At 69.2% G+C, this 18,931-nt stretch carries 15 protein-coding genes and 1 pseudogene; 14 read left to right on the top strand and 2 right to left on the bottom strand.

The window, feature by feature from the left end; genetic code table 11:
- Window positions 1-22 precede the first annotated feature (22 nt).
- The 3 genes from EII34_RS11185 to EII34_RS11175 all read left to right on the top strand — a co-directional run bounded on the left by EII34_RS11185 (window position 23) and on the right by EII34_RS11175 (window position 4,452).
- Window positions 23-1,051, top strand: a complete 1,029-nt coding sequence (locus EII34_RS11185; RefSeq protein WP_124845246.1) for a hypothetical protein — start codon at window positions 23-25, stop codon at window positions 1,049-1,051.
- An 84-nt stretch (window positions 1,052-1,135) separates the two neighbouring features.
- Window positions 1,136-2,371, top strand: a complete 1,236-nt coding sequence (locus tag EII34_RS11180) for a glycosyltransferase (protein WP_221620282.1) — start codon at window positions 1,136-1,138, stop codon at window positions 2,369-2,371.
- A gap of 164 nt (window positions 2,372-2,535) precedes the next feature.
- Window positions 2,536-4,452: a WD40 repeat domain-containing protein gene (locus tag EII34_RS11175; RefSeq protein WP_185711308.1), complete on the top strand. Its 1,917-nt coding sequence runs from the start codon at window positions 2,536-2,538 to the stop codon at window positions 4,450-4,452.
- A 1-nt stretch (window position 4,453) separates the two neighbouring features.
- Here EII34_RS11175 and EII34_RS11170 read toward each other — a convergent pair whose 3' ends face one another.
- Window positions 4,454-4,894 carry a YdeI/OmpD-associated family protein gene (locus EII34_RS11170; protein ID WP_185711307.1) on the bottom strand — a complete coding sequence of 147 codons (441 nt, stop codon included), beginning with the start codon at window positions 4,892-4,894 and terminating at the stop codon, window positions 4,454-4,456.
- Between the two features lie 104 nt (window positions 4,895-4,998).
- On the opposite strand from EII34_RS11170, the gene EII34_RS11165 reads away from it, so the two are divergent.
- The 5 genes from EII34_RS11165 to EII34_RS11145 all read left to right on the top strand — a co-directional run bounded on the left by EII34_RS11165 (window position 4,999) and on the right by EII34_RS11145 (window position 10,289).
- Window positions 4,999-6,120 (top strand): WD40 repeat domain-containing protein, encoded by a 1,122-nt coding sequence (locus tag EII34_RS11165; protein WP_124845243.1) that lies wholly within the window; start codon window positions 4,999-5,001, stop codon window positions 6,118-6,120.
- 8 nt (window positions 6,121-6,128) lie between these two features.
- The gene (locus EII34_RS11160; protein ID WP_124845242.1) at window positions 6,129-7,028 is read left to right on the top strand and encodes a WD40 repeat domain-containing protein; all 900 of its coding nucleotides are present in this window, start codon (window positions 6,129-6,131) and stop codon (window positions 7,026-7,028) included.
- A gap of 85 nt (window positions 7,029-7,113) precedes the next feature.
- Window positions 7,114-7,566: a hypothetical protein gene (locus EII34_RS11155; RefSeq protein ID WP_124845241.1), complete on the top strand. Its 453-nt coding sequence runs from the start codon at window positions 7,114-7,116 to the stop codon at window positions 7,564-7,566.
- A 32-nt stretch (window positions 7,567-7,598) separates the two neighbouring features.
- A complete protein-coding gene (locus EII34_RS11150) occupies window positions 7,599-8,780 on the top strand; it encodes a hypothetical protein (protein WP_124845240.1) in 1,182 nt (393 codons plus the stop codon).
- Between the two features lie 210 nt (window positions 8,781-8,990).
- A complete protein-coding gene (locus EII34_RS11145) occupies window positions 8,991-10,289 on the top strand; it encodes a glycoside hydrolase family 16 protein (RefSeq protein ID WP_185711306.1) in 1,299 nt (432 codons plus the stop codon).
- Window positions 10,290-10,399: 110 nt separating this feature from the next.
- Here the strand turns inward: EII34_RS11145 and EII34_RS11140 are convergent, their stop codons facing one another.
- Window positions 10,400-11,683 (bottom strand): adenylosuccinate synthase, encoded by a 1,284-nt coding sequence (locus tag EII34_RS11140; RefSeq protein WP_124845238.1) that lies wholly within the window; start codon window positions 11,681-11,683, stop codon window positions 10,400-10,402.
- Between the two features lie 220 nt (window positions 11,684-11,903).
- On the opposite strand from EII34_RS11140, the gene dhaK reads away from it, so the two are divergent.
- The 6 genes and pseudogenes from dhaK to typA all read left to right on the top strand — a co-directional run bounded on the left by dhaK (window position 11,904) and on the right by typA (window position 18,667).
- Window positions 11,904-12,899: a dihydroxyacetone kinase subunit DhaK gene (dhaK, locus tag EII34_RS11135; RefSeq protein WP_124845237.1), complete on the top strand. Its 996-nt coding sequence runs from the start codon at window positions 11,904-11,906 to the stop codon at window positions 12,897-12,899.
- Window positions 12,899-13,516: a dihydroxyacetone kinase subunit DhaL gene (gene dhaL / locus EII34_RS11130; protein WP_124845236.1), complete on the top strand. Its 618-nt coding sequence runs from the start codon at window positions 12,899-12,901 to the stop codon at window positions 13,514-13,516. Before dhaK ends, dhaL begins: the two co-directional genes overlap by 1 nt.
- A gap of 4 nt (window positions 13,517-13,520) precedes the next feature.
- Window positions 13,521-13,928 (top strand): annotated as a pseudogene (dhaM, locus tag EII34_RS16710) (dihydroxyacetone kinase phosphoryl donor subunit DhaM); the annotation flags it as partial.
- Window positions 13,911-15,902, top strand: a complete 1,992-nt coding sequence (gene ptsP / locus EII34_RS11125) for a phosphoenolpyruvate--protein phosphotransferase (RefSeq protein ID WP_395858088.1) — start codon at window positions 13,911-13,913, stop codon at window positions 15,900-15,902. The pseudogene dhaM and the gene ptsP, both read left to right, overlap by 18 nt.
- A 40-nt stretch (window positions 15,903-15,942) precedes the next feature.
- On the top strand, window positions 15,943-16,689 hold the full coding sequence (locus EII34_RS11120) for a hypothetical protein (protein WP_124845234.1): 747 nt from the start codon (window positions 15,943-15,945) through the stop codon (window positions 16,687-16,689).
- A 127-nt stretch (window positions 16,690-16,816) separates the two neighbouring features.
- Window positions 16,817-18,667: a translational GTPase TypA gene (gene typA / locus EII34_RS11115; RefSeq protein WP_124845233.1), complete on the top strand. Its 1,851-nt coding sequence runs from the start codon at window positions 16,817-16,819 to the stop codon at window positions 18,665-18,667.
- Window positions 18,668-18,931: the final 264 nt, after the last annotated feature.

The raw sequence follows: 18,931 nt of genomic DNA, 5'->3' as shown, positions 1-18,931 counted from the left end.
GCACCTGTGCCACGATTCGTCCATGGCCTTCCCCCTCGACGACATTGCCAGTCCAACGGAGAGGATCCGACGCAAGCTCGCCGTCGCCCGCCTCGTCGACCACTTCCGCGACTACTCCGGCGCCGCCGATCACGACTACATCCTCCATCCACCCCTCGGCATCGACACCGTCCGGAGCTACGAGGCCCGGAAACAGATCCAACTCCCCGACTCCTACGTCCGCTTCGTCACCGAGGTCGGCGACGGCGGACGTGGTCGCCCCGGCTACTTCCACGAAGGGTTCGGGGCCGGACCGATCTACGGACTCATGCCCCTGGAACGCAAGGACCACGGTCGCCGCAGGAAGCTGATGAAGCGTGACGCCCTCATCGGCTCCCTCACCGAGGACCAGTGGAAACGCACCTTCGGCAGCACCAAAGGCCTCTCCGAGAAGGCTCATGACAAGCTGCTCGACAGGATCCATCACGGTGTCTTCTACCTCACCTGCGGAGGCTGCAGTGACTTCCACGGCCTCATCCTCTCCGGACCTGCACGCGGCTCGGTCATCTCCTCGAACTGGGAGCACGACTTCCCGGACGGCCCACCCGAGATCGTCGGCGACGACTTCCTCAGCTGGTACGAGGCGTGGCTCGACGACATCCTCGGCGACGGCGTGCGCAGGTCGTGGCGCACCTACGGTCTCGGTCCCCGCGAGCTGTTCCGCCGACTCGACGAGGCCATGGCCGACGGCACCGCACACCGCACCAGCAATCTCCACCTCCGGATGATCGGCGGCCTGCCGAAGTTGGGGCCGACACGCATCGCCACACTCCGCGAGTACCACGAGACGACGGACGACCCACGGCTGCGCGACCACTGCCTGGCCCTGCTCGCCCAGTTCGACCCCGAGGCCACCCGCCCCCTCCTCGACCACGCCAGCGACGCCCTGCTGATCCACATCCTCGCCACCCGCGCCCCCGGCCTCATCCCCTCCTTGACCGACCGCCTCGACCAGATGCGCACGAAGGGCCAGGACCACACCGACGCCGTCGATCTCATCCTGGCCCGCTGAGCGACCCACCTGCGTCACCAGGCTGCCGCATTGTCTCTCTTGTTCCGGAACAATGGCACGTGGGACCAATGTTGTGAGGTGACGATGACCAGGACCCTGCTGTTCGCCCCGGAGACCTTCAACTTCGCGGAGGTCACCCGTTGTGTGGAGGTGGCCCGTCGGCTGCCGGAGTTCCGCTGTGTCTTCGCCGGTTTCTCCGACCGCTTCATCGCCCCCATCCTCGACACGGGATTCGAGTACCGCCCCCTCACTCCCGTGCTGACCGACGAGGAGGGGGACATGGCCCTGGCCCTGGATCAGGGCCGCGGATGGAAACATCCGTTCACAACGTCGATGGTGCGGGAACGTGTCGCCTCCGAGCGGGCGCTGATCCGGGAGTTGCGCCCCGAGGCGGTTGTCATCGGGACGACGGTGACGCAGCTGATCTCCGCCCGCGCCGAGGGGGTGCCGCTGTACTACGCCAAACCGTTCGCCTACTCGCTGCCCCACATGACCCAGATGCGCCGTACCGGGTTCCTGCCCACCGGCACCGTCTGGCAGCGGTTCACGGATCGCGGCTGGGCGTGGTTCATCCGCACCGTGCTGTCCCGGGCGATCCCCATCCCGCGGAGTTTCACCACCGTCGCCGAGGAGTGTGGTCTGGACCTGCCGCGGAGCATGGTGAGGTTCATCGACGCCGACGTCAACCTGCTGGCCTCGCCGCCGGAGCTCATCCCGGACTGGTGCACCCTCGACGACACCCACGTCGCCGTCGGCCCGCTGTACGCGCAGCTCGACCTCCCGATCCCCGACGAGGTCGCCCGGATCCGTGACGCAGGGCGGCCCGTCGTGCTGGTGGCGATGGGCAGCTCTGCCAACCGGGGCCTGGCGCTGCAGGTGCTGCACGGCCTCTCCCGGGCCGACGTGACGGTGCTCTCCCCGACCAGGCTCTACCTCAGCGACGAGGACATCGCCGCGCTGCCGGGCAACGTCCACGTCACGGACTGGCTGCCGGTGCACGAACTCGGCAACCTGGTGGACGTCGCCATCACCCACGGCGGCGAGGGCACCGTGCAGACCAGCTGCGCCAGCGGTTGGCCCTTCATCGGGATCCCGCTGCAGTTCGAGCAGCGCTACAACGTCACCCGATGCGTGGAGTTCGGCAATGCGAGGCTCGTCACACGCAGGCAGGCGGCACGCACCGACTGGGCGAAAGCGGTGACGTGGCTGCTCAAGGACCGGGCGACGCACCAGGCGGCGGCCCGCATGGCCGAGCTGTTCCGCACCCAGGATGGCCCAGCTCGCTGCGCCGCCGAGATCCGTTCCCGACTGGGGAGCTGACCTGGCCGGTGTGCCGCCGGATGCGGCACAGTCCGGTCCCGTGGCGTCGCCGCATCCCCGTGCGCCGTGTCCTCCAAAAATCCCCCACGCAGAGCTGAGAACAGGATCCGGCTCAGCGCTACCTTTGCATGTGCCGGGTCTGGCGCACAGGCGAGGGAGGGGCGATGACCGACGAGTTGCAACGATGGACCGATCCGCTGGTCCCCGGAGTCGTGCTCGGGCCGTGGCGGCTCGCCCGACGCGCACGACGCGCCCATCACACCGGGGTCACGATCAAGGGCACCGGGACGTCCCAGGAGATGATCGCCTGGGAGACCCCCACCGGTGAGTCACGTCTGGTCTCGGTCTCCTTCGAGGGGGATCTCCGGGTGATCGACACCGCCTCCGGGGAGATCACCGCCCGGGTCACCGTCGGGGAGAGGGTCTCGAACCTGTGCCTGCTGTCCGGCTTCGAGGTGGCGCTCGCTCATCCCGACGGCGAGATGTCGGTGTGGGACCTGGTCACCGGTCAGCAGCTTCGACGTCTCAGGACCCGCCACTCCCCCTTCACCCCGTTCGCCGCGTGGACCGAGGGTGGTCGGGTCCTGATCGCCTTCGCCAGCGACACCGAGGGGGTGGAGGTCCGCGACGCCACCACCGGGAAGCGGCTGGACTCCCCGCTGCGGGGGCAGGGATTCGGCGTCTCCGGCCTGGCCACCGTCACCACCGCCGACGGCCGTCAGCTGCTCGCGGTCTCACACCGCAACGGGTGCCTGCAGGTCTGGGAACCCACCGCGAAGCGGCGTCGACTCGTGACCACGTTCACGCCCCCGGGACCGCCCATCGAACGCTCGCTGACCACCGTCGCCGCGTGGCGCATCGGCGAGGACGTGCGGGTCGCGGTTCCCGTCGGCCGGGTCACCGAGCAGTCCATCGCGGTGCTGGACGGTCTGAGCGGGGAGCTCGTCGACACCATCACCGCCCCCGGGCTGCACTCCGTCGATCCGCTGCTGGTGCTGCCCGAGTCCACCGGCCCGCGACTGTTCGCCCTGTCCGGTGACGGCACCTCCCACACCTGGGACGCCACCACCAAGGACCTAGTCACAGGCCCACTCGTCGGTCCGTTCGGGCATGTCACCCACGCAACGCGGTGCCCCGATGGCCGCCTCGCCCTGGCCCAGAGGGAGGGCGAGGCCATCACGTTCACCGACGGCTCGTCCGAGGTGCCGCCCCACCGTGTCGGGAGGAGCACCTGGCTGGTCCCGACCCATGACCGACACGTGTTCCTCGGCGAGGGGAAGAGGGTGCGGGAGTGGGATCTGGCCGAGGGACACGCGGTGGGACCGGCACTCACCTCCAAGGCCGAGGCGCTGTGCGGGGTCGCGCTGGATGCCACCCGCGTGGTCGTCGGATACGGCGACGGCACGGTGCGGATCTGGGATCGCGCGGCCACGGACCCCGAGGACAGGATCGCCTCCTGGCTGGCCCACGACCAACATCCCGGCGTCCTGGCCGTCACGGCGTGGCGGGAGGGAGAACAGCTCCTGATCGCCACCGGTGGTGAGGACGGCACCGTCCGGGTGTGGGACCCCAGCACCCGCAGGCAGGTCGGGGCGTTGATGGACCATGACGACGAGGTGCGCCAGGTCGTGGCCTGGAGCGACCGGGCCGGGCACCGTCGCCTGGTCACTTGTGGTCAGGACGGTACCGTGCGGTTCTGGGACGCCGAGGGCCGCCAGGTCGCGGCTCACGTGTGCGATGGCTGGGTGGTCGGTCTGGTCGCGTTCCGTTCCCGGCGGGGCAGGCCCCGGGTGGCGGCGGCCTCCGAGGACGGCGAGCTGCTGCTGTTCGACGGCGACGACGGCACCCTGCTGGTCAGCTGGATGCCCCGAGGTGGCGGTTCCCCGATCTCGGTCACGGCGCTGCCCGACCACACGGTGGTGTACCTCACCGACATCGGCACCCTCCACCACGTGGACCCGGAGACCGGTCAGGAACTCTCCCATGCAGAGGTCGACGCGCACGTCATCGCAGCGCTGCCGGACGGTTCCCTGGCGCTCACTCGTTGGGACGGCTGGCTCAGGCTGGAGCTGAACCGCTGAGTCAGCCCAGCAACTTCTTCACCATCTGGTCCACGCGACGTTGTTTGGTCTCATCCTTCTTCGCGTCGTCGACCGCCATCGCCCATTCCCGCTGGTGACTGTAGGAGAGCTTCTCCCAGGCCTTCCGCACAGCCGGATCGGCGTCGAGCCGCTCCTGGATGGGGCGTGGTGGGACGATCACCCGTTCCCCGAGGTCGAGGGCGACGGTGACCTCCACCTCGTCGCCGATCTCCACCCCGAGCGCTGCCCGGCTGGCCCTGCTGAGGAAGACACACGGTGAACCACCCATCCGTGACACCCGGGCCCGCACACTGTGCTGCCCGATCGTGACCACCACCGGTGGCTGCTTCGCCGCGCTGAGGGCAGCAGCTTGTTCCTCGGTCAACTCGATGCCCCCGGCCGGACCGTGGGGTGTGACGACCGCCCGGAAGCTCACACTCATGTCCTCAAGCCTACTGGCTGACAACATCCGCCCCCGCGACGCGACGGCACCCGGTAGCCTCGGTTCAATCCACAACCTGATGCCGGACGACAGGACGATCACGCATGCGGCACCGGATCCGCTACCGCCGAATCACGGCCCCCGATGCCGTCGATCTCGGCGAGGCGACCCCTGGCACCGTCGCCTTGGCCAGCTACACCGTCAAGGGACGGGTCCAGGTGGTGACCTGTACCGCCGAGGAGGTGCTGCGGGTGTGGGACGCCGACACCGGGGCCCTGCTGGTGGGCCCGTTCCAGGCGCTGCCCGACGCCTCCCGTCACGCCCTCCTGGGCGAGGCGGCCCGTTCACTGACCTGCCTCGACATCGATGGTGGACCACGCCTGGTGTCGTCGCTCAACATCGACTCGGTGCAGCTGTGGGACCCCGAGGAGGGACATCTGGTACGGCACCCCGTCCAGTTCGGCGACTCCCCCCGTCCGGTGGTCGCCGTGCTCGGGCTGGAGACCGCCTCCGGTCCGAGGCTGGCCGTGGCCGAGGACGGGCACATCCACCTGATCGACGCCACGACCGGCGAGTCCGACGCACCGCCGCTCGAACTCGTCGGCCACCGGGTCGTCGCGCTGGAGACCCTGCCCAGCCGCGCCGGGAACACGCTGCTGGTCGCCGGGAGCAGCGACGGCACCATCCGTGCCTGGTGTCCCGACTCGGGGGAACGGGTCGGGCGCGACGTCCAGGTCTCCCCGGAGTTCACCACGCTGCTGCCGTTCATCCCCGACGGTGGTGGGCTCGCTGTCGCCGTCCTGGACCAGGACCTCGAGTGCTGGAGCCTGGATTCCGGTTCCCTGCTGCACAGCTGGGAGGCCAACTGGAATGCGGCCATGGCCGACCTCCCCGGGGTCGGTCCCGTCGCGATCAGCGTCGACTCCGGCGGGCGAGCCACCGTGTGGCACATCCGGGCCGGTGAGGAGATCGTGACCCTCGGCACGGAACCGGGCAGCGGGCTGCGCAGCGCCTTCCCCGCAGGCGATCACCTGGCCCTGGATTTCCACGACCGGATCGAGCTGTGGGAGCCACACGGGTGGCGGCGCGTCACCACGGTCAGCCCCCGTCGTCCCGGCTCGGCCTCCGAGGTGGCGAACGTCCTCAGCCTGCTGGCCCTGCCGGACGGTCGCCTGGCCCTCGGTCTGGAGGACGGCTGGGCCGTCGTCGACTTTACCCAGGCCTGAGGAGGGACGTGGAGATCACACCTGCGCTGCCCACGTGGTCGAGGCGCTGGCACATCGGCACCTCTGTGCGCCGGGTCGTCGAACTGTCCTCGGCTCGGGTGGCACTGCTCGGTGATGACGGCCTGACCATCCACGACCTCGAGGACGACGGCGTCGTGTTCCGCCGTGACGGGGTCGAGGACGCCGTCGCCCGGTCGGGTCGCCTGGTGCTGCTGGAGGACCCCGAGACCCTCACCGTCCTCGACCCGAGCACCGGTGAGATGATCGGTTCCCCGATTCTCCTGCCGGATGGTCCCGACGCCATCACCCTGGCGCTGGCGGTGAGCGGCGAGGCTCAGGTGGCGACGGCGGGGGACGACCGGCCGGTCACCGTCCACGACCTCTCCTCCGGGAGGCTCCTGGCCTCGTGGCAGGATCCGGGTGAGGGCATCACCGCTCTGGCCTTCCTCCCGGATGGTCGGCTGGTCTCGGGTGGGGATGATCGACGGATCCGTTGCTGGGAGCCGACGACGGGAGCTCCCCTGCCCGGGCCGCTGTTCGGGATGGTCGAAGGGCGGCTCTGGGGGCACAGCGACTCGGTGGAACACCTTGCTCCGTTCAGCACCGCGGATGGGGTGTGGCGGCTGGCCGCGGCGGATGGTGATCACACCATCCGGGTGTGGGACCTGGGAAGTGGAGAGCAGATCGGTGAGGCGATCACCGCCCACACCTCGGTCATCCGCGCCCTCGTCGTTGACGGCCCGCGCCTGGTCTCGGTGAGTACCGCTGGGTTGCTCGTCGTCCACGGTGAGGACGGTGCCGTGACCAGCACCTGCGATCTGGGGGTCACGGTGTGGGGTGCCGCTCTCGTCGAGGGGGAACTCGCGCTGGGTCTGGACGACGGTTGGGGCACCATTGCCCTGCCCTGAACACCGTCGCCTCAGCTGCGTCACCGGTCCCGTGACGGCGCTTGCCACCACGGATTTCCACATCCGTCCGATGGTGACCGTCTCGATGACTGACCGCAGGGTCCACCTCGTCGATCCGCTCGAGGACCGTCTCCTCGGCACCGTGGACGACCAGGCAGGGTTCTTCCTGCCGAGGAAGCAGCCGTTCACCGTCGAAGGGCTGCGGCTCAGGCTCGCACTACGTGCGGGCCGGGTGGACGTCCTCATCGAGGGAGAAGGCCTGCTCAACTCCTTCGGCGCAGCCATCAGCTGTGTCCTCCCGGTGGACGTCCACGGTTCCACCGGGCTGGTGACCGGTGACACCGCTGGGACCATCCGCCTGTGGGACCCCGCATCCGGAACGCCGCTGGATGACCCGTACCCGGTCCACGACGGCCCGGTGACGGCGCTGTGCGCGCTTTTGGGCCCGGACGGCTGGCCACTGATCATCTCTGCCGGCGGAGCCCCCGGCTCCTCATCGCTCGTCGTCACCCGGGGCTTGTGCCAGCCCATGTGGTGACGAACGTCCCGGATCTTCCTACACTCCTGCCCATGGAAACGGTCGCTGAACACATCCGCCGCGTCGTGACCGATGCCGTGACCGCCGGACGGCTGCCAGCCGAGACCCGGTGCGGTCCGGGCACGGAGCCGGGGCGGCTCGAGGTCACGGTGCCGGGGAAGGCCGAGGCGTGGGTGGAGGCTTTCGTGGCGGCCTTCTCGAGCCCCGGTGAGATGTCACTGCGATACCCCGGCCTGGAGGCAGGGCTTCCCGAGGGACCACCGTTCGTCGTGACCCCCGATCCGTTGACGGTGTGGCACTTCCGATGGTCGATCACCGACCCGGATGGTGGGCTCCTCCACAACGGTTGGATGGAGCACGACCTCTCCTGCCTCGTGGAGCGACTGGTCAGTGCCGCGAACTTCGACCCGGCGGCGGGCAGCAGCCTCGCGAAGGTGCGGATCACCCCACCCGCTCCAGCCCCGAGCCACCCGGTCCCGGACGACGTGGCACTGGTCATGGACCCGTCGCTCGGCACCGTGGACCTGGAGCTTCCCGACCTGGACGTGCGGCGGATCGCGGAGCACTGGCCACGCGACGCACGAGGGCGGCTCGCCCCGAGGACCAAGGTCCTGCTGGCCACCATCGGTGAGGTGGCACGGGGCCGACGGCAGCCCTGCGTCATGATCTCGAGCGCCCCGACGCTGAAGCAGATGCCCTCGTTCACCGTCGCCGTCTCCGACGAGATCCGGCACAACGTCCGCCACAACTGGTCCCGCCACCCGCACCTGTGGTCGGCCGTGACACCGCCGTCGGCCACCGCGCTGGAACGCCGCTGCCGGGAGCTCCTCGCCACCGGGCGGTGGGGTCAGGCCTGCGAGCTGGCCCGGGTGCAGGTGGAGATGCCGCTGCTGAGGCTGCTGCAGGGCCTCCCGACCGCACCCGGAGCGCTCGCGAATCCGGATCACACCACCGCGGCGGGGCAACTCCTGGCCCGACTCGCCCCGTGGCAACTGGCCGAGACCGTCGCCTGGCTCCACGAGGACCTGCAACGTGGCCGAAGAACCAGACTCTCCCCCACCGGCTGGGAGATGAAACTCGGCTGGTTCCCCGGACAGCGCACCGCGTCGAGGATCGGCATCATGCTGACCCAGACCAAGGACGGCGCCCCGGCGCTCCGGCTGGCCTGGAACGGCGACAACGCGACGGTCCCGGCCGAGTGGTGGCAGAGCTGACGGGCCGCGAGTGCATGAGCCCGTGGCGTCGAGCTCCCGGCAACGGCATCCATCGGATGCTCCCCGGGTCCCGACATTCAGGCGCTGCGTGCCCGAGCTCGGCCTGCGGGCGAAATGGTGTGCGAGAACCGCCATGAGCAGCCTCCATCATGGGTCGCAGGAACCCGCGGTCCATGTTAGCTTCAGTCCATGAATCGGATTCGGAAGTTGATGAGAAGAACAACCACCCTGGCCCTCATCTCAGGCCTGATCGGGGCTGGAACACTGTTCACCGACACAGCGGTCGAGAGGGCACGGGCCAACACCACGCCAGTGGACCAGAACTACGCTCTGGTCTGGCAGGATGAATTCAACGGCAGTGAAATAGATTCCAGCAGATGGGAATACCAGACCGGCCCTTGGGGGTCATCCGGGGTGCAGAACTGTTACACCAAGGACAGCGACAATGTGTCAGTGGGCAATGGCACCTTGAAGATCACCGCTCTCCACGAACCCGGCACCAGGTGCGGCGGCCAGGTCAAGGATTTCACCTCGGGTTTCCTCCAGACGAAGAACAGGCATTCCTGGACCTACGGCTACTTCGAGGCACGCGTCAAGCTGCCCACCAATGGCAGCAGCACGTGGCCGGCCTTCTGGATGAGTCCTGAGAAGAGCACATACGGCTCGTGGCCGCGCAGCGGCGAGATCGACGTCTTCGAGGCCAAGGGCTTCGACAAGAAGTTCATCGCCGCGAACGCCCACTGGGGGATCAACGACTCCAAGCGCCGCCAGCAGCCGGGACACGCCCCCGTCGCCGACGTCGGCCAGTGGCACACCTACGGTGTCAAGTGGGAGCCCGGAAAGCTGGAGTACTACCTCGACGGGAAACTGTTCCACACCATCGACAATTTCCGCTCCCCGAATGCCACGTCCCACCCCGGGCCGTTCAACATCCCGTTCTACCTCCGACTGAACATGGCGGTCGGCGGAACCTATCTGCGACCCCACAGCGACGCCAACCAATCGCTCGACAAACTCCCCGCCGTCATGGAGGTGGACCACGTCCGGGTGTGGCAGAAACAGCAGGCCCCGGCCACGAAGGCCCCGGTTCGCAGACTGCCGATCAAGCAGTCCTCTGGCAGCACCGTCGCCCTGACCTTCGGCGAGGAATGCCTCAACATCGCAGGCGGCAGCAGCCCGTACGCCCCGCATCGCCTGGGAAATGACCACGTGGTGCGTGAAACTGTCCGGCTCAGGATCAACTGCGACAACCAGCAGCCGGCCACCGGCTACACCACCAGGGTGACCCTGAAACTCACCAAGCTCTACCCGGACACCGGTCGGCTGAGGCTCGCCACCGTCGTGAACCGGGCGGTCGAGGAGGACCTCACCGGGAAGGTCAGCTACGGCACGAGCGCCGACGGGAAGTACACCATGGCCACGTACCACGTGACCGACGGGGGCTTCGGCGACGAGGACGGCAGGGCCAACGGAACCATCCTCCACAGCACCGCGATCTACGAAGGCTAGAAACTGGAAAGCGACGACTCGTCGCTTTCTGAGCTGGCGGGGTTTTCTGCCATTCTTCGACCCTCGGCGGGGGTCAATCCACGAGGAATGGCAGAAAACCCCGCGTCTGCTCAGATCAGGTCGTTGATGACCACGGACTGTTCGCGACCCGGGCCGACGCCGATCCCGGAGATGCGGCAGCCGATGAGTTCCTCCAGGCGACGCACGTAGGCCTGGCAGTTCGCCGGCAGCTCGTCGAAGGTGCGGCAGCCGGAGATGTCCTCGCTCCAGCCCGGAAGCTCCTCGTAGATCGGCCTGGCGTGGTGGAACTCCGACTGGGTGATGGGCATGTGGTCGTGCCTCACCCCGTCGACGTCGTAGGCCACGCACACCGGGATCCTCTCCCAACCCGACAGGATGTCCAGCTTGGTGAGGAAGATGTCGGTGAAACCGTTGAGCTTCGTGGCCTGCTCCACCACCAGCGCATCGAACCAGCCGCAGCGACGCGGCCGCCCCGTCGTCGCACCGAACTCGCCACCGGCCTGGCGCAACCGCTCGCCGTCCTCGTCGTGGAGCTCCGTCGGGAACGGGCCCTCCCCCACCCGGGTGGTGTAGGCCTTCGCGATGCCGATTGAACGGTCGATCCGGGTCGGCCCGACCCCTGCCCCGGTGCAGGCCCCCGCCGCGATCGGGTTGGAGGAGGTCACGTACGGGTAGGTGCCGTGATCGACATCCAGGTGGTGCGCCTGAGCCCCCTCGAAGAGCACCACCTCACCACGGTCGAGGGCGTCGTTGACGAACCGACCACAGTCGATGACGTGCGGACGGATCGACTCGGCGTGACGCAGCAGGGCCTCGACGATCTCGTCGGCCTCCATCGGACGACGGTTGTAGACCTTGACCAGCAGCTGGTTCTTCTGCTCCAGCGCGGCCTCCACCTTCTGGCGCAGGATCGACTCGTCGAACAGGTCCTGGATGCGGATCCCCATCCGGTTCACCTTGTCCGAGTACGCCGGCCCCACCCCGCGCCCCGTGGTGCCGATCCGCCGCTTGCCGAGGAACCGTTCGGTCACCTTGTCGATCACCTTGTGGTACTCGGTGATGATGTGCGCGTTCGCGGAGATCAGCGGATGCGGCACCTCCACCCCCCTGGACGACAGCATCTCCAGCTCCTCAGCCAGCACGTCCGGATCGACGACGACACCGTTGCCGATCACGGTGGTGGTGCCGGGGTTGAGGATGCCGGACGGCAGCAGGTGCATGACGAACTTCTCGCCCCCAACCACCAAGGTGTGTCCGGCATTGTTGCCACCCGAGTAACGCACACACAGGTCGACGCGGTCGCCGAGCTGGTCGGTCGCCTTGCCCTTGCCCTCGTCACCCCACTGGGTTCCGACCACGACAACACTAGGCATTGAATCCTCCTGGACGCAGAACAAGCCCCAGCAAAGCCGGGGCCTTACCACCGCAGTCTACCCGGAGCGGGGCCGAGGGACGCCCTGCACCTTGGTGCAGCCTCACCGTCGTCGGGGCTCACGATCGTGCAGGCGCGAGGACCGCATTTGAACCCGGAGCCATTTCAGGACAGCATCATGGGTAGGTCCCTTCCCCACCCACCCGCAAAGGAGCAGGTCCATGAAGAAGCTCATCAACTCCCCCGACGACGTGATAGCCGAGGCGCTGCGCGGCATCGAGGCCAGCGACGACCGCGTCCGCATCGACCACCAGCACCGCGTCATCCTGCGTGCCGAGCCGACCCGCCCCGGCAAGGTGGCGCTGGTCTCCGGTGGTGGCTCCGGTCACGAACCCCTCCACGGCGGCTACGTCGGCGTCGGCATGCTGGACGCCGCCTGTGCCGGGCAGGTGTTCACCTCCCCCACCCCGGACCAGATCCACGCCGCCACGGTTGCCGCCGATTCCGGGGCGGGCGTGCTGCACATCGTCAAGAACTACACCGGCGACGTCCTGAACTTCGAGATGGCCGCCGAACTGGCCGCTGAGGAGGACGTGCGGGTGGAGACCGTCGTGATCGCCGACGACGTCGCCGTCCAGGACTCCCTCTACACCGCAGGCAGGCGCGGCGTCGGCCTGACGGTGCTGCTGGAGAAGATCGTCGGTGCCGCCGCCGAGGAGGGCAGGGACCTCGACCAGGTGCTGGCCGTGGCGAACAGGGTCAACGCGCAGGGCCGCTCCATGGGGATGGCGCTCACCTCCTGCACCGTCCCTGCGGCGGGCAGGCCGACCTTCGACCTGCCGGAGGACCAGATGGAGATCGGCATCGGCATCCACGGCGAGCCGGGTCGGCACCGCGAGCCCCTCGCCACGGCGAAGGACATCGCCCGCCAGCTCGTCGAGCCGATCCTCGCCGACCGGGACTTCCGGGGCAAGCGCACCATCGTCATGGTGGGTGGCATGGGCGGCACGCCGCTGATCGAGCTGTACCTCATGTACGGTGAGGTCAAGGCCCTGCTCGATGCGGCCGGGGTCTCCGTGGAACGCAACCTGGTGGGCAACTACATCACCAGCCTCGACATGGCGGGATGCGCGGTCACCGTGCTGGAGGTCGACGACGAGCTCCTGGCGCTGTGGGACGCACCGGTCAACACCTCCGGACTTCGGTGGGGGCTGTGATGATCCACCGCGACCAGCTCGTCTCCTGGCTGAACCGTCTCTTCGACCTCCTGGCGGAGAACGCCACCATGCTGACCACCCTCGACTCGGCGATCGGTGACGCGGACCACGGGGCCAACATGACCCGGGGCTTCGGGGCCGCCGTCGAACAGCTCGACCCCACCGCCCCGCTGCCCGCCCTGTTCAAGGGAGTCGGGATGACGCTGATCAGCACCGTCGGGGGTGCCTCCGGGCCGCTCTACGGCACGTTCTTCCTGCGCATGGGCAAGACACTGCCCGACGACGGGGTGCTCGTCGACGCCTTCGCCGAGGCGCTGCGGGCCGGACTCGACGGGGTGACCGCGCGGGGCAAGGCCACCACCGGGGAGAAGACGATGGTCGACGCCCTGACCCCCGCCGTCACCGCCTTCGCCGAGGCCGCCGACCAGGGTGCCGCCGCTGCCGCCCGGGCCGCCGCGGAGGCGGCCGCCGCCGGATGCGAGGCGACCATCGACATGGTCGCGACGAAGGGAAGGGCCAGTTACCTCGGGGAACGCTCCGCCGGTCACCAGGACCCGGGGGCCACCTCCACCGCCCTGATGTTCCAGGCGCTGGCCGAGACCCTGCAGGAAGGGTGAACCCATGAGCCGGGTCGGGATCGTCGCGGTCTCCCACAGCCGCGCCCTCGCGGATGCCGCCGTCGAACTGTCATTGCAGATGGTCCACGGCGAGCAGCCGGCCGTCCTCGTCGCCGCCGGCACCAGCGACGGCAGGCTCGGCACCGACGCCACCGCCGTCGCGGAGGCCATCACCGCCGCAGATCGGGGCGCGGGCGTGGTGGTGCTGGTCGATCTCGGCTCGGCGGTACTGAGTGCTGAGCTCGCCCTGGACCTCATCGACTCCGACCCGGAGCAGGTGCGCATCGTCGCCGCCCCCTTCGTCGAGGGGATGTTGGCCGCGGTGGTGCGGGCCGCGACCGGTGCGGGGCTGGAGGAGGTCGCCACCGAGGCCAGCCGCGCCCTGGAGGCGAAGCTGGAGGCCCTCGGGGATCAGCCTCCCCCGGCCCCGACGGCGCAGCCCTCGGCCTGGGAGGCCACGGCGAAGGACTCGGCGACGCTGGTCAACCCGTCCGGGCTGCACGTGCGGCCCGTGGCCCAGGTGGTGGCGGCGGTCTCCGGTTTCGACTGTCGGCTGAGGCTGCTCTGCCACGGCCGTGAGGCCGAGGGCACCTCACCCGTGTCCCTGGCCGGGCTCGGTGCCCGGCAGGGGGACCGGGTGTGGGTGGAGGCGGCCGGTGCTGAGGCGGATCAGGCCGTCGCCGCCGTGATCGCACTGATCCGTGACGGTTTCGGGGAGTTGACGGCCGTCCAGCAACAACCCGCCCCCAGTGCCACCGGCCCGCAGGGGGTCAGTGGTGGTCGGGTCGTCGGTGTGGCCCGGATCATGACCAGTCCCGCCACCAAACCTCCGAAGGACTTCCTGCTGTCCCCCGCGGAGATCCCGGACGAGCGCCGTCGCCTGGCCGAGGCGCTGGAGACCACCGCCGCGGGCTACGAGCAGCAGGCCGAGGGTGCCGCCCCGGAGGTCGCGGAGATCCTGCGGGCCAGCGCCACGCTGTCGCGTGACCCGATGTTGAGCGGGCGCGCCCTGGACCGGGTCGGGGTCGACGGCGCGGGCGGGGTGTCGGCGTTGTGGCAGACGGTCTCCGAGGTCGTGGTGGAGTTCCAGACCTCGGGTGGGCTGCTGGCGGAGCGGGTCACCGATCTCATCGACATCCGCGACCGCGCGGTCAGTCACCTCACGGGCCGCCCTCTGCCGGGGGTGCCCGTCAGCGAGACCCCGTTCATCCTGGTGGCCCAGGACCTGGCCCCGGCGGACACGGCCACCCTCACCGCCGAACGGTGCCTCGGCATCATCACCGTCGACGGCGGCCCGACCTCCCACACCTCCATCCTCGCGCGCAGCATGGGCATCCCCGCGGTGGTCGGGGTGACCGACGCGCTGGACATCCCCGACGGCGCGACGGTGCTCCTCGACGGCGGCACCGGCGAGGTCGTGGTGGAGCCGGACGAGGCCCAGCGCGCCGGGGCACGCACCACCCCGGCGGTGCTCCAGCCGCTCACCGCACCGGGCCGGACCGCCGACGGTGTCGCCGTCGGGCTGTACGCCAACGTCGCCTCCGCGGGGGCGGCCGAGGTGGCACAGCGTGCCGGGGCCGAGGGGGTCGGGCTGTTCCGCACCGAGATCGGTTTCCTGGCCAGCCGGGAGGAACCCGGTGTCACGGAGCAGGCCGAGGGGTACGCGAAGGTCCTGACCCCGTTCGCGGGACGCAAGGTCGTGGTGCGGACCCTCGACGCGGGCAGCGACAAACCACTGCCCTTCCTCACCACCCCCGGTGAGGAGAACCCGGCGCTGGGGATCCGTGGGTTCCGCACCGCCGCCCTGGCTCCGGAGGTGCTGGAGCGGCAGCTGGAGGCCATCGCGATGGCCGAGCGGATGAGCGGGGCGGAGGTGTGGGTGATGGCCCCGATGATCTCCACGCCGGCCGAGGCGGCCCGGTTCGCCTCCTTGGCCCGAGCCGCCGGACTCGGGCACGTCGGGGTCATGATCGAGGTCCCGGCCGCGGCCCTGTGTGCCCGGGAGATCCTGGCCGAGGTGGATTTCGCCAGCATCGGCAGCAATGACCTCACCCAGTACGCCATGGCCATCGACCGGATGGCGACGGGGGTGCCGGAGCTGCAGGACCCGTGGAACCCCGCGGTGCTGAGGCTGATCCAGGCCGTCGGTGAGGCGGGTCGGGAACTCGGCAGGCCGGTCTCCTGCTGTGGTGAGGCGGCCGCGATGCCGGACCTGGCCCCGGTGCTGGTGGGGCTCGGGGTCTCGACGTTGTCGATGAGCGTGCAGTCGCTCGAACAGGTGCGGGCCGCACTGGCGGCCGTCACCCTCGACGAGTGTCGGGAGGCCGCACTGGCGGCCATCCGGGCGACAGGCCCCATGGCGGCCAGGCAGGCGGCGGCCCGTTGAGGTGGCAGACCCCCGGAAGCGACCTTCACACGAGGGACCCGTGAAGGCCAGGTCCCCACTCCTCGCGATCTCCTCGATGGCCGCCCTGGCCCTGAGCCTTGGTGCCTGTTCCGGGGGTGGGACCACACCGTCGGAGAACTCCCCTGCACCACGGTCGCCGGACAGCTCCCCGACGACCGATGGGGCGCAGCCGATGTCGGCCTCCCCGTCGGCGATGGAGTCCCCGACGGGGTCCGTGCCCTCCGGTGGCGGCAACGTCCAGCCCTCCTCCGAGGTCACCGACAAGATCCTGGTGGGCGAGCGGGCAGGGTTCACGTTGGTGGCGGCCCCCGAGGGCTCCGACATCGGCATCAGCCAGCCGGGAAGCGAGGTCGAGCCTGCCGGGTGCAACCTCACCGACATGCCGAGACCGCTGGCGGCCTCCATCGGGTTGAGCGACACCCTGGTCGGCCAGGTCACCCTGGCCGAGGGTTCCTTCGCCGCGATGTTCAAGGATCACGTGACGAGGTGCCCGACCGTGAAGGCGACGTGGGGGAGCATCACCACTGATCTGACCCAGGAGGTGACCGAGGCAGCCGTCGACGGTGCCGAGGAGGTCTACGCCGTCACCCACGTGAGCGTGTCGACGCTCACCGATCAGCAGGTCACCCAGCGCTCCCACCACCTCGTCGGCGTCGTCTCCGGGACCAGCATCGTGATCCGGGTGACGGGACTGGACGGCAGCATCCCGCCCGACCCGGAGGTGGCCAGGCAGCTCTTCGAGGCGCAGCGCGATCTCCTCGCCTGAGCCGCACCCTGCAGCACATCGGCCCCCAGCCTCCTCACCCCGATCCCGGCTCCCCGCGCGCCGCCCGGCGTACGGACCGGTGGCCTCTACACTGTTCGGCGGCCCTGAACCGATCCGAGGAGTCCGCATGCCCATTCGATCCGATCTGCGCAACGTCGCGATCGTCGCCCATGTCGACCATGGCAAGACCACGCTGGTGGATGCCATGCTCTGGCAGTCCGGCGCCTTCCGGGAGGGCTCGGATGTCAACAACCGGGTGATGGACTCGATGGACCTGGAACGGGAGAAGGGCATCACCATCCTCGCCAAGAACACCGCGGTGCGGCACCGCATGACCGATGGCACCGAGGTGACCATCAACATCATCGACACCCCGGGGCACGCCGACTTCGGTGGTGAGGTGGAGCGGGGCCTGGAGATGGTCGACGGTGTGGTGCTGCTGGTGGACGCCTCCGAGGGGCCGCTGCCGCAGACCCGGTTCGTGCTGCGCAAGGCCTTGGCGAAGCAGCTGCCGCTCATCGTGGTGGTGAACAAGGTGGACCGTTCCGACGCCAGGATCGCCGCCGTCGTGGACGAGACCTACGACCTGTTCATGGACCTGCTCGACGACGACGCCTCCGACGCCCTGGACTTCCCCATCGTCTACGCCTCCGCGAAGGCCGGGCGGGCCTCACTGACCCAACCCGCCGACGGCGCGATGCCTGACGGGGAGGATCTTGAGCCACTGTTCGCCACGATCATGGAGCACATCCCCGCCCCGACCTACGAGGAGGGGGCCACCCTGCAGGCCCATGTCACCAACCTGGACGCCTCCCCGTACCTCGGCCGACTGGCGCTGTGCCGTGTCGTGGCGGGCGAGTTGAGGCGGGGCCAGCAGGTGGCGTGGTGCCGGGCCGACGGCACCGTCACGAATGTGAAGCTGACCGAGCTGCTCATGACGAAGGCCCTGGATCGGGTGCCTGCCGAGAGCGCGGGCCCCGGCGACATCGTCGCCATCGCCGGGATCCCGGAGATCACCATCGGCGAGACCCTCTCCGACCCGGAGGACCCGAAGCCGCTGCCGCTGATCCACGTGGACGAGCCGTCGATCTCCATGACGATCGGCATCAACACCTCTCCCCTGGCCGGGAGGTCCGGCAAGCACCTCACCGCCCGGCTGGTGAAGGCACGCCTGGACCAGGAGCTGATCGGCAACGTCTCCATCCGGGTGAAACCGACGGAGCGTCCCGACACCTGGGAGGTGCAGGGTCGAGGTGAGCTGCAGCTGGCGGTGCTGGTGGAGATGATGCGCCGGGAGGGCTTCGAGCTGACCGTCGGCAAGCCGCAGGTGGTGACGAAGGTCATCGACGGGAAGGTCCACGAGCCGATCGAGCGGCTCACCGTGGACATCCCGGAGGAGTTCGTCGGTGTGGTCACCCAGCTGATGGGGCTCAGGCGTGGCCGGATGGAGACGATGGTCAACCACGGCACCGGCTGGGTGCGGATGGAGTTCCTGGTCCCGGCGCGTGGGCTGATCGGGTTCCGCACCGAGTTCCTCACCGAGACCCGCGGCACCGGCATCATGAACCACGTGGCGGAGGGTTACGAGCCGTGGGCGGGTGAGTTCCGTACCCGCCCAACGGGGTCGCTGGTGGCCGACCGCACGGGTGTGGTCACCTCGTACGCGTTGTTCAACCTGCAGGAGCGCGGCACCATGTTCGTCGGCCCCGGTGCCGAGGTCTACGAGGGCATGATCGTGGGCGAGAACCCGCGCCCGGAGGACATGGACGTCAATCCGTCGAAGGAGAAGAAGCTCACCAACATCCGCTCCTCGACGGGCGACGAGCTGGAGCGCCTCATCCCACCGCGGCTGATGTCGATGGAGCAGCAGCTGGAGTTCTGCGCCGCCGACGAGTGCCTGGAGGTGACCCCAGCCGTGGTGCGCATCCGCAAGGTGGTGCTGGGCCAGAAGGACCGCGCCCGCCTCAAACGGGGCTGAGGATGCGCATGGGATGAGCCGGGCAAACCCTCCCCTCACGCAGGACACGAAGCGCCGTTCCGCTTGCCTGGGCTCCGTCCCACAAGGGATGTGACCACTGGGCTGAAGTGGTCTTGAACAGTCAGGAGAACGACCACTCGAGACCACTGTGGCCCAGTGGCCTCGAAGGGGCTGCGACCCAACGCGCCTTGATGGGCACGAATCGCCGTTCTGCTTTTCTGGCAGCGTTGACATCAGCACTTCGCGCAAGCAACCCGCCAGTTC

It is taken from the genome of Arachnia propionica (assembly GCF_003859805.1).
Lineage (GTDB): Bacteria > Actinomycetota > Actinomycetes > Propionibacteriales > Propionibacteriaceae > Arachnia > Arachnia propionica_C.
The sequence above is the reverse complement of the archived record's forward strand: the minus strand, read 5'-3'. Positions and strand labels throughout refer to the sequence as shown.

What these genes read in the sequence shown, in the direction of transcription:
- EII34_RS11170 (WP_185711307.1), bottom strand. Translation starts at nt 4,894, where the DNA reads ATGAGTGTGAGCTTCCGGGCGGTCGTCACACCCCACGGTCCGGCCGGG.
- EII34_RS11175 (WP_185711308.1), top strand. Translation starts at nt 2,536, where the DNA reads ATGACCGACGAGTTGCAACGATGGACCGATCCGCTGGTCCCCGGAGTC.
- typA (WP_124845233.1), top strand. Translation starts at nt 16,817, where the DNA reads ATGCCCATTCGATCCGATCTGCGCAACGTCGCGATCGTCGCCCATGTC.
- EII34_RS11155 (WP_124845241.1), top strand. Translation starts at nt 7,114, where the DNA reads ATGACTGACCGCAGGGTCCACCTCGTCGATCCGCTCGAGGACCGTCTC.
- EII34_RS11180 (WP_221620282.1), top strand. Translation starts at nt 1,136, where the DNA reads ATGACCAGGACCCTGCTGTTCGCCCCGGAGACCTTCAACTTCGCGGAG.
- EII34_RS11150 (WP_124845240.1), top strand. Translation starts at nt 7,599, where the DNA reads ATGGAAACGGTCGCTGAACACATCCGCCGCGTCGTGACCGATGCCGTG.
- EII34_RS11185 (WP_124845246.1), top strand. Translation starts at nt 23, where the DNA reads ATGGCCTTCCCCCTCGACGACATTGCCAGTCCAACGGAGAGGATCCGA.
- EII34_RS11165 (WP_124845243.1), top strand. Translation starts at nt 4,999, where the DNA reads ATGCGGCACCGGATCCGCTACCGCCGAATCACGGCCCCCGATGCCGTC.
- dhaK (WP_124845237.1), top strand. Translation starts at nt 11,904, where the DNA reads ATGAAGAAGCTCATCAACTCCCCCGACGACGTGATAGCCGAGGCGCTG.
- EII34_RS11140 (WP_124845238.1), bottom strand. Translation starts at nt 11,683, where the DNA reads ATGCCTAGTGTTGTCGTGGTCGGAACCCAGTGGGGTGACGAGGGCAAG.
- dhaL (WP_124845236.1), top strand. Translation starts at nt 12,899, where the DNA reads ATGATCCACCGCGACCAGCTCGTCTCCTGGCTGAACCGTCTCTTCGAC.
- EII34_RS11145 (WP_185711306.1), top strand. Translation starts at nt 8,991, where the DNA reads ATGAGAAGAACAACCACCCTGGCCCTCATCTCAGGCCTGATCGGGGCT.